Origin of the sequence: Chryseolinea sp. T2, assembly GCF_037203685.1 — a bacterium.
Classification (GTDB): Bacteria; Bacteroidota; Bacteroidia; order Cytophagales; family Cyclobacteriaceae; genus Chryseolinea.
This window is the reverse complement of record NZ_JBBCAU010000006.1, coordinates 27,409-43,436: the sequence shown is the minus strand read 5'-3', so window position 1 is coordinate 43,436 and position 16,028 is coordinate 27,409. Positions and strand designations below refer to the sequence as shown.

Here is a 16,028-nt window from a genome sequence, read left to right as displayed (position 1 = left end):
TACCTGCTAAGGAAATTGTCAACAAATAAAGATTGTGGAGCAATCTTATACCTGTCGTTGCAAAAATTCTATCAGTCTGTTGGCCATCATTTCGCCTTCATCATAGCTCGAGGGCTTTACAAAATATTCCAGCGCCCCATTCACCAGGCACTTGCGCCTATCCTGCTCGTTGGATGACGTTGAATACATCACCACCGGAATGCGTTTGAATTTCTCTTCGCTTTTGATGTGGAGGAGTGTTGATTGTCCATCCATGATGGGCATTTTGAGATCAAGGACAACCAGCTTCGGCAAGGTGTCGTGTCGCTGAAGATATTCTATAGCCGCGCGCCCATTGGTAACAAAGGTGACATCTTTCCGATCCAGGCCGCCACCCAGAAAATACTCCATGAGCATCTCCTGGTCTTCGACGTCGTCGTCGGCCACAAGGATCATTGGCGAATTAGACTCGTTCATACCTGTGCGCTGGGTTCAACTGGTAAAGTAACTTCAAAGTCTGCATATTCTCCAGGGATGGAGTCAGCTGCAATGGTACCGTTATGCATCTCCACGATCCGCTTGCATATTGCCAGACCTATACCTGTGCCGGGAAACTCGTTACGCGTGTGGAGGCGTTCAAACAGACCAAAGATCTTCTCTTTATACTCTGCATCGAACCCTATGCCATTATCACGCACGCGCACCGACACACTACCGTTTGATGTTTCGGCACTGATGTCGATGACAGGTGCTGTTTCTGTCTTCACATATTTCAGAGAATTGGAGATCAGGTTCGCAAACAGCTGTCTTATCCGGTTAACATTCCCTACGATGAGCGGAAGCTGACCTACATTTATCGTGGCAGACTTATCAGCAATGGTAAGCTCGAAGTCTTTCAATACAGAATCAATGACTTCGTTCAGGTTGACATTCTCCATGATCAGCGTTTGCTGATTGAGCTGTGAATAAGAGAGTAGATCGTTGATCAACTCCTTCATTCTGCCCGCAGCGGCAGTCATGCCATGCAGCATGCGTTGAGCGTTTTGATCAAGAGAGGCTGCGTGCTTCTTCTGTAAGACGTCGGAGTTGAAGAAGATTTTGCGAAGTGGCTCCTGAAGGTCATGAGAAGCAATGTGAGCAAACTGCTCCAGCTCATAGTTACTCCTGTTAAGGTCGATGATCCTTCGCTCAAGGTCTTCCTGATTCCTGTAGAGTTGTTTCTGCGCCTGCTGCAGCTGTTCATTGCGGCGTGCCGTTTCCTCGGCGACTTTCTGATCGTGTACATTGACGATGAATCCAGTCCAGCTTGTAGACTGACCTTTTTCGTTCTTATTAGGAACGATGGAAATCAGGTGCCAAAAATACTGGCCGTTCTTGTGCTTAAATCTAAACTGACCTTCGGTGCCTGCTTTACGCTGTAAGACATTTTCAAACTCCGTGGCAAACCTGTCATAGTCCTTTTCGTGGAGAAACTGTTCCCATGAAATGTAAGAAAGGTCTCTGGGTATCTCGCCCAGAAACTCTTTCAACCAGCGGTTTGTAAAGTTGATAACGCCCCATTCATTGGTGCTGAACATCATCACAGGAAGCGTGTCTGACAGGTTCTTGTATTGATGCTCACTTAGCCGTAATTGTTCTGATAGTTCGTGAAGAAGTAGATTCTTCTTCTTCAACTCATCATAGGCAGACAAAGGCGGCTCGTTCTTAAAGTATTCGACGAAGGATTTTATCCGCAGATCAGTAAACGTTCCTCCGAACGCTAACGGGTACTTGAGGATAACGCGATAAGCGGGCGGCATTTTAATGATCTCCATATCGTGGCTCAGCTTGCGCGCGTAAGCCATGGATTCGGAACTTTTAGAGATGAAGTCGACTGAATCGCGAACAATCGCCTTGAGATATTTTCTGTTTGATTCCTGATCAATGGCAAGTATCAACTCCGCCTGTTTGCCATGTTCGATCGCGCCCCGTGCAACTTCTGATATCGCTGTGGCTATTGTGGTCTGAGGGATGATTGTCATACCTGTTAATTCACACATCTTCATCGCCCGCTTGTTAGCGAGCATCAGATCCATTTCGTTATCCAGTCGTAGGGACACAATTTCTTTCATCTTACAAAATGCTTGCGACCAACACCGAAGTATCGTCAGTTTTACGACTGTAGTCTTTGTGAATTGACGCCGCTATCACTGCGTTGTCGTATCTGAGTATGGCCGGATATTTGGACAAGTCCCAACCCGACCGTATGCCATCTGAACACATGATCAGGCGTTGGTTTTTTTCTGCCGGAACAATTGAGTTGTTTAAACTTTTTGGAATATTCATCCCAACAACGCCGTTGTAGGACATATAGTTCTTATAGGTTATTCCCGAATATATTCGCGACATAATATTTCCAACACCGCAGACCGTCCACTCATTCTTCTTTAAATCAAGACTTGCGATGCTGCAGACGAGGCCGCGGGACTTTCGCAGTTCGCGATGCATCTCCCGAATCATTTCTGCAGGATCGTCAGTGTGCGTATTCCTGAATATCGAACAAGCCTCCGTCACTGCTTCATGTGCCATGGGACCGTGGCCTAGACCGTCGCCAAACAATACCTGGATCGCGGATCCTTTTGCCTTCAACTCGTAGCCGTCGCCGCAAACTGTCTCGCCGTGCTTGGCCACGCAGACAGCTTTAATGTCGACTTTGCGTTTTATGGAGTCGTTCACGCGCGACGAGTGTTTACAGCAATATAATATCGTTCCCCAATCAGGCCTGGAGAGTATCTGAAAGGTATCGCTAAGTCGGGCGATGGATCCCAATCCATGGCCAAGAGTCTGCGTTGTTGAGAATCCATCCCGCATCACTTTGGCAGCATCATCGAAGCCTTTGCCGTTGTCTATGCAGATGATCTCAAAAAGATCAGCGTCCTGATCCTGTTGCATTAGTCGTACCAGAATTTCACCGCCGCCTCCATGCTTGATGAGATTAGTGCACATTTCTGATACGATGATGTCGATTTCTGCTACCTGGTTTTCATTGAATCGTCCTTTCGACGAAAGCAAGTGTATTTCACGTTTGGCATAAGCAACGAAGCTTCGATCCGAAATGGGGTAACTTGTATAACTAACCATTTTTCCATTTGACAATCGTCACCACTGTTCCAACGCCTACTTTCGAATCGATTTGAAAATCACTTACCAGTCTCCGGGTTCCCGGCAAGCCTAATCCAAGACTTTTTCCGGTCGAAAATCCATCTTTCATTGCCTGTTCTATGTTGGCAATGCCAGGCCCTTCATCTTTGAAAGTGAGGCGAATACCGTTTTCGCGTCCCTTGCTCACAACCTCCAGTGTTATCAATCCACCGTTTGCATACCTGAGCATGTTACGTGACAGCTCGCTGGCGGCAGTGATCAACTTCGTTTGATTGACCAGCCCCATGCCGATTTTGGTAGCCATTTCCTTAAGTCGGTTTCGAAATGGAATGACGTCTACCTCCCGCGTTACGGACATCGACTCCTTATTCAGTGTTACCATCATCAGAACCGTTGTATTTGATATCAATCTTGGTTCTGAGCAAGGTCATTCCCTTTTCAACATTCAGGGCTGTTAACACTCCATTAAGGGGCAATCCCAATTCCACGAGGGTAATTGCCACAGCAGGCTGCATCCCGACGACAACAGTTTCGGCGTCGAGTACTTTTGACATAGTCGCGATATTGCCAATGATTCTCCCCATGAAGGAGTCTATGATACTCACTGCCGATATATCGATGAGTACTCCCTGGGCGCCCGTCTTGTTGATCATCTGCACCAGGTCCGCTTCGAGGGCTTCTGCTATCCGATCATATAAATCAACCTGGATAGTGACCAACAGTAAGTCCCCCATCCTGAGAATAGGTATTTTGTCCATACGCTATTGAATGTTAAACACCTACTTCTTTATAACCTGGAGATGAAGGATTGAAAATGCCGTCTTCAATGCACTTGCCAGGGAGGCTTTTGTGATGATTCCAGACAAATCAATTCCAAGGTGAACGACAGTCTGCGCGATCTCCGGACGGATACCACTGATAATACATTCTGCACCCATCAGGCGCGTGGCGCTTACTGTTTTCAGGAGGTGCTGCGCTACCAGTGAGTCAACGGCAGGCACACCTGAAATATCGAGAATAGCGATGGAGCTGGAACTTTCAACGATCTGTTGGAGGAGGCTTTCCATTACAACTTGTGTTCTGGCGCTGTCGAGCGTACCAATGATGGGAAGAGCGACGATTCCATCCCACACCTTTATAACGGGAGTTGAGATTTCTGTAATCTCGTCTGTCTGACGCAGGATAACTTCTTCCCTTCCTTTGATGAACGTCTCAAACGTTGTGACACCGAAGCTATCAATCAGTTTGATGATTTTTAAACTTTGCGTGTACAACTCCTGCGGATCTTTGATGTCCTGCTGGAGGATATGCAAAAGGGCATCCTTGAGACTGAAAACATAGAAACCAGTTTCGCGAGGTGTATAGCCTTGTTTAGCGCGGGAAATAGAAATCGCGGAAAGGATGTCTACGACGGGATCGAAATTCGAGCTTCGGGGATCATCGATATTATTATCATCTAACGCTTCTACAAACGCAGTGAGCAATTCGTCCGATTGGCGTCTTAAGTCTTCGTTGGTCATTAGGTCCTCCCTTAGTGACTCATCGCTCAATTGTAACTTCATCCATGTTTCCTGGATGTTTTTTTTTCTCTTCTGGAAGACCTTGATAGCCTCGTTTTTCATGATAATGTTTGGGTTGATTGCTCTGAATTCTAGCAAATTAGCCATTCCCCTCATTTTGAAACGGCTGACTCTATAATTTATATCTGGCACGCTACTTTACCACATTCAGTGAGGAAATTTTTCTACATCTCCACAGTTTTTCTCAGAGATCATTAACTTTGGAGATCCCAGGATCCATACCCCTCCGTTGGCTCTAAGTTTTGAGTAACTAATGAACAGTTGATAAACAGTCAGTCAATACTATTTAACACTGCACTTCCGAATCTCTTAAGGACAGTAGCACTACTATTTATTGTCACGGCCATTCCTGGATGCTCGAAGCCGCGGGTTGTGTTTGAGGAGCCCCCAGACAACTACCCAAGCCGGGAGCAGAACGTGTATTATGAAAAGAACGTCTACAAGGAGTTTGTTCCCGAAGACACCGCCTTCATCAATAGTCGGAAATACGATTACGTCACCATCAGAAGCCTCAACACAAAGAACCCTTTTAAGAGCACACGTGAGCTGACAAAAACTCGACAGTATTATGATTCTCTTTCGGAGCTCTGTACCAGGTTTGTAAAGAAGGGTGAGGATAGCGATAGTATATCAGATGCTTTGTTCAGGCAATGCATGAATTCAGTGGACAATCTAAGTCGCTCAAAAAAGACGGCTGGCATATTTGATGCTTGGATCCTGCGTTATGATAGCCTTGGCGATCGGAGGATATTGTTCTATCGGAGTCCGGAACTGGAGGAACTAAATACAGGGTATTGGATCGCTATGTCTGAAGACGATGGACAATCATGGAAGCACTATTATACCGGGCTCGCTGCCAACAACTTCTTTTATGTCAAGCCAAATGGAAAGATAAGGCTCATGAAGGATGCTTCAACGGTGCAACTGGAGATCGCAGTGGTCCGTCAATCGAACAACAATCTGTCTCCAGACTATGAATTGATACAAGACAATCTTGTCATGGAGATTAATCTTGATAAAGTAATGAGCGACAATGATGGTGACGGACTTACCGACATCCTTGAACGAAAGTTCTTCACGAATCCACATGACAAGGACACAGATGGAGATGGCATCGACGATTTGACAGATCGAAATCCGAGACACAAGAATGTTAAGGACAAGTATTCGATACTATATAAATACCTTCTTGAGCATACAAAAAGAGATAGTGTCTTTGTTGGATTTGATTATCAGTTTACTGTGCCGCCCGGCCTGAAAGACTTTGCGCCGGAGACAACGCTAATCGTCAGTGACGACGTTAGCCTGCGTAGTCTTGAGGGAACGAGGAACCAATACGTCATCATGACCACCGAAGAATTTGCTGAGTACAGGAAGGAGAATTACATTCCGTTGAAAGATGTCGGAGTGTCGCCGATGTTCAATGTTGACAACAGGTCGGGTTGGAAGAAGATTCACATAAGTTACAGTTTTGGCCGCAATGATTATTTGATTTTCGAGACACCGACGGGTTGGATTGTTAAGTATATTGGAGGTTACATAATTTAGATGAGTTTGTAATATCGCATAGTTTGTTGCCTGGTATAAACGTTTGAGTTGCATTTCAGTGATGGTTCACGTTGAACGAATAGAGTTTAAGATAGTTAAGAATGCCGTTCTGGAAATCTTCCCCATTGCCTCCTTCGAAGGCTGGGAGTTAATTCCGGATTCTATTCACCAGTTGGCGGCAACACAGGGTACAGAGTTGCCATGGAAAGACACTCCGAATCTGACAGCCCATGCCGACGGACTAGTTGATCTGGATGAATCTGAATTTCTTCAGCTGGCGTTTTATAAGCACAAACCACAAGGGAGACTGTATCTCGTCACGCACAACTGTTTTAATAAGAGAGAGGCGTATGGACTTGACTCACGTGACCTGCTGGAATTTGTGAAGAACATTCACGAGCTGGAAAATGAAGTTCCTTTTGTGCAGCCAACGGACTATGTATTTGTCAATCCGGAACAGAATCTGATCACTTTGATTCATCACGAAGGACAGGTTGTGCAGTATAGGAGATGGATTTGAATTGAAATAGAAAACGCATGACACCCCAGGTATTAGTCGTACTCGTGCTCACATTCATCATCAACCTGGTAACGACTTTATCATATTCAGTGAGGATTGTTGGAATCCGGACCGGGCGAATTGCCATTTCATTTGCTCTTTTCAATCTCCTCGTACTGGTCTCGAGAACGGCAAACGGGTTTCAGGCGCCGTTGCTGGCAAAGTCGGTCGAGGATAACATCAAGGCCGGAGTCTTTGACGATGAGATTACGTTCAGGTTAATTATACTTTCCTGTTCCGCAGCTACAATTGTTGGCGCTTTACTGGTGCCGACGTTTCAGAGGGTTCTGTCGAAGGCGGTTCTGAATTTCAGTGTGCACAAGTCGATGTACCGGCTTGCCTTGCATGGCTTTTCGAAGGGAGGAATATTATATTTAAAGGAAAGCATAGCGATTCCAAGTAGGGATAACGTTGCAGGGATTAAATTTGATGATGAGTTTCCCTGGAGAATTTTTATTCTGAACGTAGTTGCCGTTGCTATTCTTACGGTAGGGGTGCTGTCGGCTGTATATGCATCGTACCTGAATCCGGATTATAGAACTACGGCCAGCAATTTATCGGCGTTCATTAACGGCTTTGGAACGATTCTCATGTTCGCTTTTATCGATCCCCATTTGTCTGCGATGACGGATGACGTTATGATTGGAAAGTATTCGGAAGGAATGTTCAGGAAGTATGTTGTGTACATGATCGGTGCCCGGTTCATTGGAACCGTGGTCGCGCAGTTGATCTTCCTGCCAGGAGCAGAACTGTTAGAATGGATAGCGAGGCATATTTGATTTGTTGATCTATGGACGGCACTTTAAACCTAAGGGCCTGGCAGCCGTTTCTTTTACCCGTTGCCATTACGTTGTTGCTCGGCGGATGCTCGGGTTCTTTGAAAACGGTCGTAGCAAGTTTACCGCAGACGAAAGAAAACGATTGCCCGGATTTAAGCTCGTCAGACAAATTTCTAAAGGTGATTACGATGGCGAGATTCAATTTGCATATCCTGAACGGTATTTTCATTTACACGGGATCCTTATCAAAGGACAATAGTATTTTAAGGGAAATCCAACACCAGGCTTCGCTATGAAGGTGGTCATGAAGTATTTATCGAAAATAACGTCAGTGCAATGGGCTATGATCTAATTCAGGAGCTAACTTCGGCAATAAGGGTTGAGCAAACGCTCATAGAGAAACTCGGCTTGTCGCAGCTAAAGGTGGGCATTCAAATTATTAGAGACGAAAGAGGTTGGAGGCAAGACGAAAGATTGATAGAATACATTTGGGTTGTTCATATGTCAAGATCCTTCGTCGGTTGGGGTGGTATAATAGGAGTTAAATTTGGTGTCAATGACTTTAGAGGTAAACATCACAATGCCGAATTGTTGCACGGCGTGTTTAACATAGGTATCGGGAATGTTGTGGAATTATACTCGGAGAGGTTAAAGCATTTTGAAGCGGATCCGGTCTTCACTCGGTTTCCGAAAGATCTCTTTCATGCAAACGAGGGCTTGGCACTAGACGGTACTTCTTATGCAATCCATATCATGGCACCTAATACTGATGTATTTGTGTCTGTGAATAGCCCGATTATCGACGAGTGGAAGGAGTGGACGCAGGAGGTTTGGAGTCTCGGCAGTGAGTTGTCTGTACGTTCGCAGAGCAGGGAGTTAATGGAACTGTTTTCCTGAAGTAAGTTGTAATTGTATTATGTCAAATATTTCAGAAAGATCGTTGGCCCCCACTAACAGACTAAACAAAATGGCTATTCCGGCCGTGATGATCATCGCGCTGACCGTCGTAATTACGCAAGTTGTTACAGAGCCGCTACCGAATGCGCTTTTGTACTTCATCATTGTTATTTATGTCGTTTTGATCTTGCTGATATCTAAGGGCTTTACCAGTCATGATATTTACTACGATACTGCCAACCTCTTATTGAAACACTACCGGGGCGTTGACAGGATTCCATTTCAGGATGTCAAAAGGATCAAGTTGACGTCGGGTAAAATAAGAATATTAGGAATGACCTTTAACCAATACAGGATTGACTACAACGCCAAAGGCGAGATGCGCGAAATCACCTTGTGGTCGTTAATTGGAGGCAAGAGCATTGACGAGTTTGGAGAGGTCGTGCGTCAGGTGAACAAAGGAGTGAAGGTTGAGCACTGGTACTAGTGCCATCATCCTCTCCACATGATGATGCATCTCCCGCGTTTCGCTAGCAGGGGTCAATGGCTATGACCTCAATGGCCGCACCTGTCACAAGGTTATCGTTTATTCTTGACATGTTTAATTGTTTATGTTTCACAGCAACACTGATACCGATTGGCGCTTTTCAGGAGCTTCAGCTGCTTCCTGATGCAAACATACAACACCCCCAAAACACGCTTTCGAGTTCGTTGCAGTTCATTATTGTTCGTTGCAGTTTTGCTCATCGAAAAGTGCTCGCTGCTTAAGCTTTCCGGCCTTTAGGTGGCCTTTGGATGGCCTATAGGTGGCCTGTAGCCGGCCATTCCAAGGCTATACATGACGAGATCTGACTTTAGCCTCCAGTGATCCTGAACAAAGGTTTTTACGTCTCTGGATGTCGTGCCTGAACAACTGCCTTTGATAATTTAATGGCTGATGCCACGAGTCACGTGTTTAGGTGCCATAACTTTTTGAGTAACCTTTTCCGCGCTGGCCAATGCTGCTTCTACTGTACCCCCGGAATTGCCATCGTAAAAGGCTTCGCCTGCAAAGTATATGGTTTCGTCAACCGGCTGAGTGAGAAACGATACCGCACTATTTGTTTCGAGCGTCGGGAAGCTATATGCGCCAAGTGAGAACGGGTCCGTTACCCAATTGACTATATGCCAGTGTCTGAGTTGTGATTTGATTTCTGATCCGGAACACTTCGTAATGTATTCGAGTGATCGGATGGCCTTTTCGAACAATGCGTTTGCATCGTGATTTGTCGTCAGCGTAGAAGGTCCGCCCAGCCATCCCGTGATAAGTGTTGTGGGTTCCGGATGCTGCGTCCACCAGGTTGGTACTTCGGCATCGGAAAAAATGAATGATGCATCCTTCAGTTGACGGGGACTTTTTTCCCAGAACTTCTCCCTGAATTCGAACATGAACTTGATGACTCCGCCATAACCCATTGCATCAATAGCTCTCTTATGCCGCACCAGGGGCGGACTAAAATGAAAGCCGTCCTGACCAGCGACCTGCATACCCCGCTGAAGGACTCCGAGGGGAACGGTGATGATTACCTCGTCGCCATCGATCATCTGGCCGGATGCTACAACGGTAACGCTAAGCGGTTTCCACTTTATGGCCCCAACGGGTGACGATAAGAGTATTGTGCCACCGAGCTCGCGTACCCTTTTTTCGAGATAGTCAGTCAGTATGTGGTATCCGCCTTTTACGTGATGTTGGTCTTCCTCGTCGGTGTGTGACCATTCGTCGCGAAGGGCCATGGCACTAACGCGATGGGTATCCGCAATATCAAACCCTTCTGCAAAATGCTTTACTCCGAGTCTCAGGTCGGCGAATTCAGGAGCACTGAAGTGCTGTTGAAGAAACGATTCCAGCGTAACGTCTTTCTTTAACTCGCCGAGTTTAGCAAAGAAGGAGTTCCATCCTTCATCCATAACATCACCTTCATGCATGACACCATCGGCCAATCGGTAATGATTGCCGGTTCTTTTTATTTCATGACCTCCCGCTTCCTGAAGAAGTTTCATGGTCAGTGGTTGCTGGCCATGAATGAACTCGGCACCGGCTTCTGCTGGTCGTGAGAAGGGGCCCTGTATGGTATGAATACGCCCGCCAATCCTGTCGCGCGCTTCAACAAGCGTTACCCGCCTGCCGACCTCCAATAATTTTCTGGCGATGGCCAGGCCACAAATACCAGCTCCGACGATGATCACGTGATTCATAAAAACCTTCAACAGAATTATTATGCCAGACCCCAAGTTAACAGAGAACCCTTCATTTTGGTCTGGAAAACGGGCTTATTGATCAAAAGACACTATCGGAATCGCGCCGTCGGGGAATTTCCCAGACAACGCCGTTTATTCTCCGCCTGGGTCGTGGCAAAGGCCGAATATTAAATTTTAGTTTCCTGACCGCGGCTTCACTGGTAAAACAAAACCACATTTGTTAAATTTATAGACAGCTCAAATTGGCAAAGGAAAGTTTAACGCTGCCCCTTGTATTGCCGTTATCCCAAAGCCAAATCAGAACTGCACCAGTTTTGTTGAACCGTGTTTGATTGATATGGTCGTCGGCCGAAATTATACCTCCGTTGCCTGCGTCGTTGCATGTGTACTGGCATTTGCGGCCAGCTTAATTCCCATCGTATCCTATTCGCAGAAAATCACCAACGTTGATTTTGAAGTTGTTGGCGATAAGGTAGACATCACCTACGATATTGAAGATTGTTCAGGAGACAAAACCTACGACCTGCGCGTAATGCTGGGTATGGATGGGCAACTGATGGAGATAGAACGTGGCCTGAAAGGAGATGTGGAGAGTGTTGACTGTGGATCTTCGAAGCGAATCACCTGGGACGTTCTATCCGATCGTGAAGAGTTAGCGGGCAAAATATACTTTGCAGTGGAGATTTATCGGACGCACAACGTGATCGTTGAATCTCCTTCATACAATGAACGAACCGAGCGCGATAAACGGAAGGAATGGGCGAGTCGCTCGTGGAAGGCGGATAAGGGATACGTTGGTGGTTCACTGGGAATGTTTTCTTCCATGGAATCTTACTCCAATGCTCCCCGAAGTCTTATGCAGGGCGGAATGTTTGTCAATGCAAGCATCGGATATCTTCCTTCCCTGTTGCTGGGTGTCAGCACAACCGTTTACATTTACAGCGATCCGAAGGAAAATGCCTTTAATGTCAAGACCTGGAAGAACTGGGGCGTGATGATTGGTCCGCTGATCTCATTGCCCCTTGGAAACAGGATCAAATGGGAACTGAAGCCACAGGTTGGCTATTCAGCAATTTCGGTGAAGTCGGATATGTCGCTTCCGGATAGCCTGAGCGTTATGCGTGCCGGCGTGGCGTGTAATATCGGTGCAGGACTTCGCTTGAATCTTGGAAAGCGCACGTGCTACATGTTGAACGTCGAGTATATGTCGGCGCCGATCCGTTTCGATGATTACCCGGTTGACGCGAACCTGGGGACCATCGGAGCAAGTTTTGGAATAGCGTTTCGTTTTTATTAATGAAGACTAAGGTTATGAATCGAATTATACCGGTATGTCTGTTCGTACTCATCAGTTTTGAGCTTGTTGCTCAGGTAGGAGCAAGCCCAACGAAGGACGTATACATATCACGTGCTCCCAAAAGCACGATGAAGGATGTTAGCATCCTGGATGCTTCCAGGCCCACTGCACCGGCCAACCTCACGATCAGTGATGTTACCTTCTCTGACCTGTCGGGCAATGGCAATAGTATTCTCGACGCCAACGAGGATGCAGAGATTCATTTTACACTTACCAATACGGGAAAAGGAAATGCTCATTCGCTCGCGGCAGATGTAGTGCCGATTAATCTCAAGGACCGCATTGAGCTTTTGTTCGACAAGGACCTCGGCGATCTGAGTTCAGGAAAAAGCATCCAGGTGACTCTTCCCATTCGTGGCATAACGGTGCTTGAATCGGGGAAAGCTGAGCTGGAGATTCGCATTGGAGAACTCAACGGTTTCGATGCCGACCCAATAAGACTCGTGTTCAATACTCAGCGGGCGAAAGTTCCGGAGGTAGCCATAGCGGATTTTACCTTCAGCAGCGGCGACGGTGAGGGAATTGCCCTGGGACATCCTATCGTTCTGACAGTAATGCTACAAAACAAAGGTCAGGGTGAGGCGGTTGATATCAAGGCCGAGTTTAAGTCACCGGAGAATGTGTTTCCGGCAGCAGAGTCAACCTTTCACATTGATAAGCTCATGCCGAACGAAACCCGGAGCATACCTTATGAGTTTTTCGGAAACAAAAAGTACAACGGTAGCGATATACCCATTGAACTATCCATTATCGATGGCCATGGCCAGTTCGAACAGACCCACACTCTTCGTATTCCGGTTGATGGAAGTGCGGGCCAAATGCAAACTTTCAATATTAATGCCGGAACCGAAAAGTTAATTCCTATCGATAGGATGTCGCTCAGGTCCGATGTAGATGTCGATGTTCCCTGGACTGACCGCAATGTTCAAAATCGTTTTGCGCTGATCATTGGAAACGAGGATTACAGAAAGTATCAGACGGGACTGCAGGCAGACCAGAACGTGATGTTCGCGCGCAACGATGCCGTTGTGTTTAAAGAATATGTGGTGAAGACGCTGGGCGTTTCCGAAAAACATGCCTTCATGCTTACCGATGCTACACGCGGACAAATGAGTCGCGAGATTGAAAGAATCACCGAACTGGCGAAGCTCACACCGAATGCAGAGATCATCTTTTATTATGCGGGACATGGATTACCGGATCTCGAGACACAGGAAAGCTATCTCGTACCTGTTGATGTAACGGCCTCGAATCTAAGCGATGCCATCAAACTCAGAGACCTTTATTCAAAGCTGGCGTCTTCGAAGGCGAGCAGGATCATGGTGTTCCTTGATGCATGTTTCAGCGGAGGAGGTCGCGGTGAGAACGGACTACTTGCCGCCCGCACAGTGAAGATCAGACCCAAGAGTGAAATCGTCGAGGGTAACATTGTCGCATTCACGGCGACCAGCGGCAAAGAGGTGTCGCTGCCTTTTGAAAAACAATCGCACGGACTGTTCACTTATCACCTGCTGAAGAAGCTTCAGGAAACGCAGGGCAATCTCACACTGGATGAACTGGGTCAGCACCTTGAGCAGGAGATACCAAAGGCGTCATTGCTGGAGAACAGCATTCTGCAGAGACCACAGGTGCTTGTATCGCCGGAGCTGGATGAAAAATGGATGTCATGGAAGTTCTGACGAAAGCAAGAGTGTTTAGTCTAGCCATCGCGTTGAGTGTTGGCGTTCCGTCGTTTGCCCAGTCATCAGGTACAGGGCAGAATGTCCAACAGACAAAGGCGGTACAGGATGTTCAGGGCCAGTGGGTCATCTCCAATGATATTACTCCTGTTCAGGCACGGGAAAGGGCAATCGATCAGGCAAAGGCCGAAGCGCTAAGACTGGCGGGAGTTCCGGAATACGTGGCTGAATCTAATCTCACCTACAAAACGGAGAAGGACCTTGCGCTCAAAGACATTCACGAGTCACTCACGTCCATTGATGTGTCAGGTGAAATTTCATCGTTCAAGGTTGTTCGTGAAGAGAAGCACAAAAATGAATTCGGTAATTTGATGTACGATGTCTGGATCGATGCAACAGTGGTGCTACATACATCGGCCCGCGATCCGGGCTTCACGATGAGCGTTAATGGAATTCGCGACAGTTACCGGTCCCCGGAGGAACTGGTGTTTGATATCCTTCCCTCAAAAGAGGGATTTCTGAATATCTTCATCATTAGCGATCGCGAAAGCACGCATCTGTTTCCAAACAAGATCGAGAAACAGGAGAAGTTTGAGGGAGGTAAATCGTATAAGTTCCCACGATCGCGCGCGCTTGACTATGAAGTGAGCTCCCAGGCGGGCATGGAGGTGAATTATGTCGTTTTGTTGTATACCAAGATGGAAGTGCCTTTTCTACAGGAGGAGACGCCAGAGAACATCCTGAAGTTCATTGCGAATATTGACCCCTCGCAGAAGTGTCTCAAGACTTATTCAATCCTGATCAGGAACGAGACGAAGAATTAGCTATTGGCCCAGTCCGCATTCAAAAAGACTGTAAAGTTAAATCCGGACCTGACAGACTAATGAAGCCTAACGAACGCCTAAGCAGAGGCTAACAAAAGCTTAACGCCAGCCTAAGCAAAGTCTAACGAAAGCCTAAGCAAAGCCTAACGAGAGCCTAAGGAAAGCCTAATGCGAGCCTAAGCAAAGCCTAAACAAAACCTAACTGAAGCCTACGTCTACCGTACGCCTAACGGCCGGACAGCAGCCACGAAGTAGCATCAAAGCAGCCACAAGGCCTAACGAAAGCCTAACGAATAGGCATGCAGACTATAAAATACGACCTTATTATTCAACGGTTTACGCCATTTAACTCCATTTGACTACAGTTAAGTGCATTTGAATGCATTTGGAGGAAACCAGTTCGCCACACTGTTGCATGTTTGTGTAATGCAGTAGCCGGGCCGTTGATGAATCTAACGTTAGTACACTTCAGATTCCAAGTTCGCGCTTTTTCTTGTTGATCAGGTCGCCCATATCGCTCCTGTCCATGACGAAGCCATTGAATGAAACGTAGCGTGGTTCGGTATTGAACCATACCGATCCGTCCCATGACTTTACCTTGAGCTTATACAACGGCGGGAATACGAACTGGATGAGCTTAACCTGTTCCACGTCCATCCAGGAAACCACCTCTTCTTCGCCCTGATGTATAATCTTTATGGTTTGATTTCCCAGTTCAACGATAGCGAACTTGTCTTTGACGAGGAGGAAGAGAAGAAAAACAAAGACTGCGAACAGAGACATGAAGGCCGTGAACATCAGGCTGCGTGTACCAGGTTCGCCATTGATTGTAAATGACTCTGGGGTATACCAGGAAGCAACTGCAGATATTACCATCATGATAGAGATACCCAACAGCAAATACTTAAACAGGTAATGATATAGTTCGTTGCTTTTCATTGCTCTTGATCTTGGTTGTAACAATGTTGAGTGATCGTTTGCGAAAATCATTCTGTGATTTCACAAACGTCCACAATCTCGATGTTGAAGTATTCAGGATTCAACTCGCGAATAATGGTGACCCAATGTCTTTGCAATGGTTCAGGTATTGGTTCGTGAACCGTTACAACGAGCTCCGACTCGAAGGCGTCGGCCTTCAGGTCACGGCGAAACTTCCTGTAACGGAAGACGATTTTATAGGTGTAGGATTGAGACGGGTCCATTGGGTACCACGGCGATTTGAAGATAGAATTTCATTGCGCTAAACTGAGGCAAAGGAATTGTTGGCGGTCGTTGGAATGGCTGGGTGGCTAAAACGCTATATAGATTCTCCGGTATGCAAGAGCTTTTTCGTTTCCCTGAGGCATCGCGGCATCGCCACCGCTGTCAAATCCCCTGGTGCAATTGTTCTCCCTCACTGCCCGCTCAGCCAGCCAATGTTCCTCCATTCAAACATTTACATGATAAT

17 protein-coding genes are annotated in these 16,028 nt (G+C 46.6%); 8 read left to right on the top strand and 9 right to left on the bottom strand.

From position 1 onward, the window contains the following. Positions 1-45 precede the first annotated feature (45 nt). From WBG78_RS19185 to WBG78_RS19160, 6 genes are read right to left on the bottom strand one after another with little or no spacing between them, the layout of a single operon-like run. Positions 46-456, bottom strand: a complete 411-nt coding sequence (locus WBG78_RS19185; protein ID WP_337328090.1) for a response regulator — start codon at positions 454-456, stop codon at positions 46-48. Beyond that, positions 453-2,090 (bottom strand): ATP-binding protein, encoded by a 1,638-nt coding sequence (locus tag WBG78_RS19180; protein ID WP_337328089.1) that lies wholly within the window; start codon positions 2,088-2,090, stop codon positions 453-455. The genes WBG78_RS19185 and WBG78_RS19180 overlap by 4 nt, the downstream gene beginning before the upstream one ends. Before the next feature lies 1 nt (position 2,091). After that, positions 2,092-3,099 (bottom strand): ATP-binding protein, encoded by a 1,008-nt coding sequence (locus WBG78_RS19175; protein WP_337328088.1) that lies wholly within the window; start codon positions 3,097-3,099, stop codon positions 2,092-2,094. Next, the gene (locus WBG78_RS19170; protein WP_337328087.1) at positions 3,092-3,505 is read right to left on the bottom strand and encodes an anti-sigma regulatory factor; all 414 of its coding nucleotides are present in this window, start codon (positions 3,503-3,505) and stop codon (positions 3,092-3,094) included. Before WBG78_RS19170 ends, WBG78_RS19175 begins: the two co-directional genes overlap by 8 nt. Further along, complete coding sequence (locus WBG78_RS19165) at positions 3,486-3,878, bottom strand: STAS domain-containing protein (RefSeq protein ID WP_337328086.1); 393 nt, start codon at positions 3,876-3,878, stop codon at positions 3,486-3,488. The genes WBG78_RS19170 and WBG78_RS19165 overlap by 20 nt, the downstream gene beginning before the upstream one ends. A gap of 21 nt (positions 3,879-3,899) precedes the next feature. Next, positions 3,900-4,742, bottom strand: coding sequence for an STAS domain-containing protein (locus WBG78_RS19160; protein WP_337328474.1), 843 nt, complete (start codon positions 4,740-4,742; stop codon positions 3,900-3,902). Between the two features lie 330 nt (positions 4,743-5,072). Here WBG78_RS19160 and WBG78_RS19155 point away from each other — a divergent pair, with 330 nt between their 5' ends. From WBG78_RS19155 to WBG78_RS19135, 5 genes are all read left to right on the top strand, one after another. Continuing rightward, the gene (locus WBG78_RS19155) at positions 5,073-6,248 is read left to right on the top strand and encodes a hypothetical protein (protein ID WP_337328085.1); all 1,176 of its coding nucleotides are present in this window, start codon (positions 5,073-5,075) and stop codon (positions 6,246-6,248) included. A 43-nt stretch (positions 6,249-6,291) separates the two neighbouring features. Further along, positions 6,292-6,768 carry a hypothetical protein gene (locus tag WBG78_RS19150; protein WP_337328084.1) on the top strand — a complete coding sequence of 159 codons (477 nt, stop codon included), beginning with the start codon at positions 6,292-6,294 and terminating at the stop codon, positions 6,766-6,768. Positions 6,769-6,785: 17 nt separating this feature from the next. Then, on the top strand, positions 6,786-7,586 hold the full coding sequence (locus tag WBG78_RS19145) for a lipid II flippase Amj family protein (RefSeq protein WP_337328083.1): 801 nt from the start codon (positions 6,786-6,788) through the stop codon (positions 7,584-7,586). 336 nt (positions 7,587-7,922) lie between these two features. Further along, the gene (locus tag WBG78_RS19140) at positions 7,923-8,483 is read left to right on the top strand and encodes a hypothetical protein (RefSeq protein ID WP_337328082.1); all 561 of its coding nucleotides are present in this window, start codon (positions 7,923-7,925) and stop codon (positions 8,481-8,483) included. A 70-nt stretch (positions 8,484-8,553) separates the two neighbouring features. Then, entirely contained in the window at positions 8,554-8,970 is a 417-nt protein-coding gene (locus WBG78_RS19135; RefSeq protein WP_337328081.1) for a hypothetical protein, read from the top strand. A gap of 440 nt (positions 8,971-9,410) precedes the next feature. Here the strand turns inward: WBG78_RS19135 and WBG78_RS19130 are convergent, their stop codons facing one another. Next, positions 9,411-10,718, bottom strand: coding sequence for a flavin monoamine oxidase family protein (locus tag WBG78_RS19130; protein ID WP_337328080.1), 1,308 nt, complete (start codon positions 10,716-10,718; stop codon positions 9,411-9,413). A 340-nt stretch (positions 10,719-11,058) separates the two neighbouring features. Between WBG78_RS19130 and WBG78_RS19125 the strand changes: the two genes are divergently transcribed. Genes WBG78_RS19125 through WBG78_RS19115 form a run of 3 tightly spaced genes read left to right on the top strand, consistent with a single transcriptional unit; the run spans position 11,059 to position 14,581 of the window. Next, positions 11,059-12,018 (top strand): hypothetical protein, encoded by a 960-nt coding sequence (locus WBG78_RS19125; protein WP_337328079.1) that lies wholly within the window; start codon positions 11,059-11,061, stop codon positions 12,016-12,018. A 14-nt stretch (positions 12,019-12,032) separates the two neighbouring features. Next, entirely contained in the window at positions 12,033-13,757 is a 1,725-nt protein-coding gene (locus tag WBG78_RS19120; protein ID WP_337328078.1) for a caspase family protein, read from the top strand. After that, complete coding sequence (locus WBG78_RS19115) at positions 13,745-14,581, top strand: DUF4384 domain-containing protein (RefSeq protein ID WP_337328077.1); 837 nt, start codon at positions 13,745-13,747, stop codon at positions 14,579-14,581. The genes WBG78_RS19120 and WBG78_RS19115 overlap by 13 nt, the downstream gene beginning before the upstream one ends. 468 nt (positions 14,582-15,049) lie before the next feature. Here WBG78_RS19115 and WBG78_RS19110 read toward each other — a convergent pair whose 3' ends face one another. Both WBG78_RS19110 and WBG78_RS19105 read right to left on the bottom strand, forming a co-directional pair. Then, positions 15,050-15,520 (bottom strand): hypothetical protein, encoded by a 471-nt coding sequence (locus tag WBG78_RS19110; RefSeq protein ID WP_337328076.1) that lies wholly within the window; start codon positions 15,518-15,520, stop codon positions 15,050-15,052. 47 nt (positions 15,521-15,567) lie between these two features. Next, positions 15,568-15,783 (bottom strand): hypothetical protein, encoded by a 216-nt coding sequence (locus tag WBG78_RS19105; RefSeq protein ID WP_337328075.1) that lies wholly within the window; start codon positions 15,781-15,783, stop codon positions 15,568-15,570. Between the last annotated feature and the right edge of the window lie 245 nt (positions 15,784-16,028).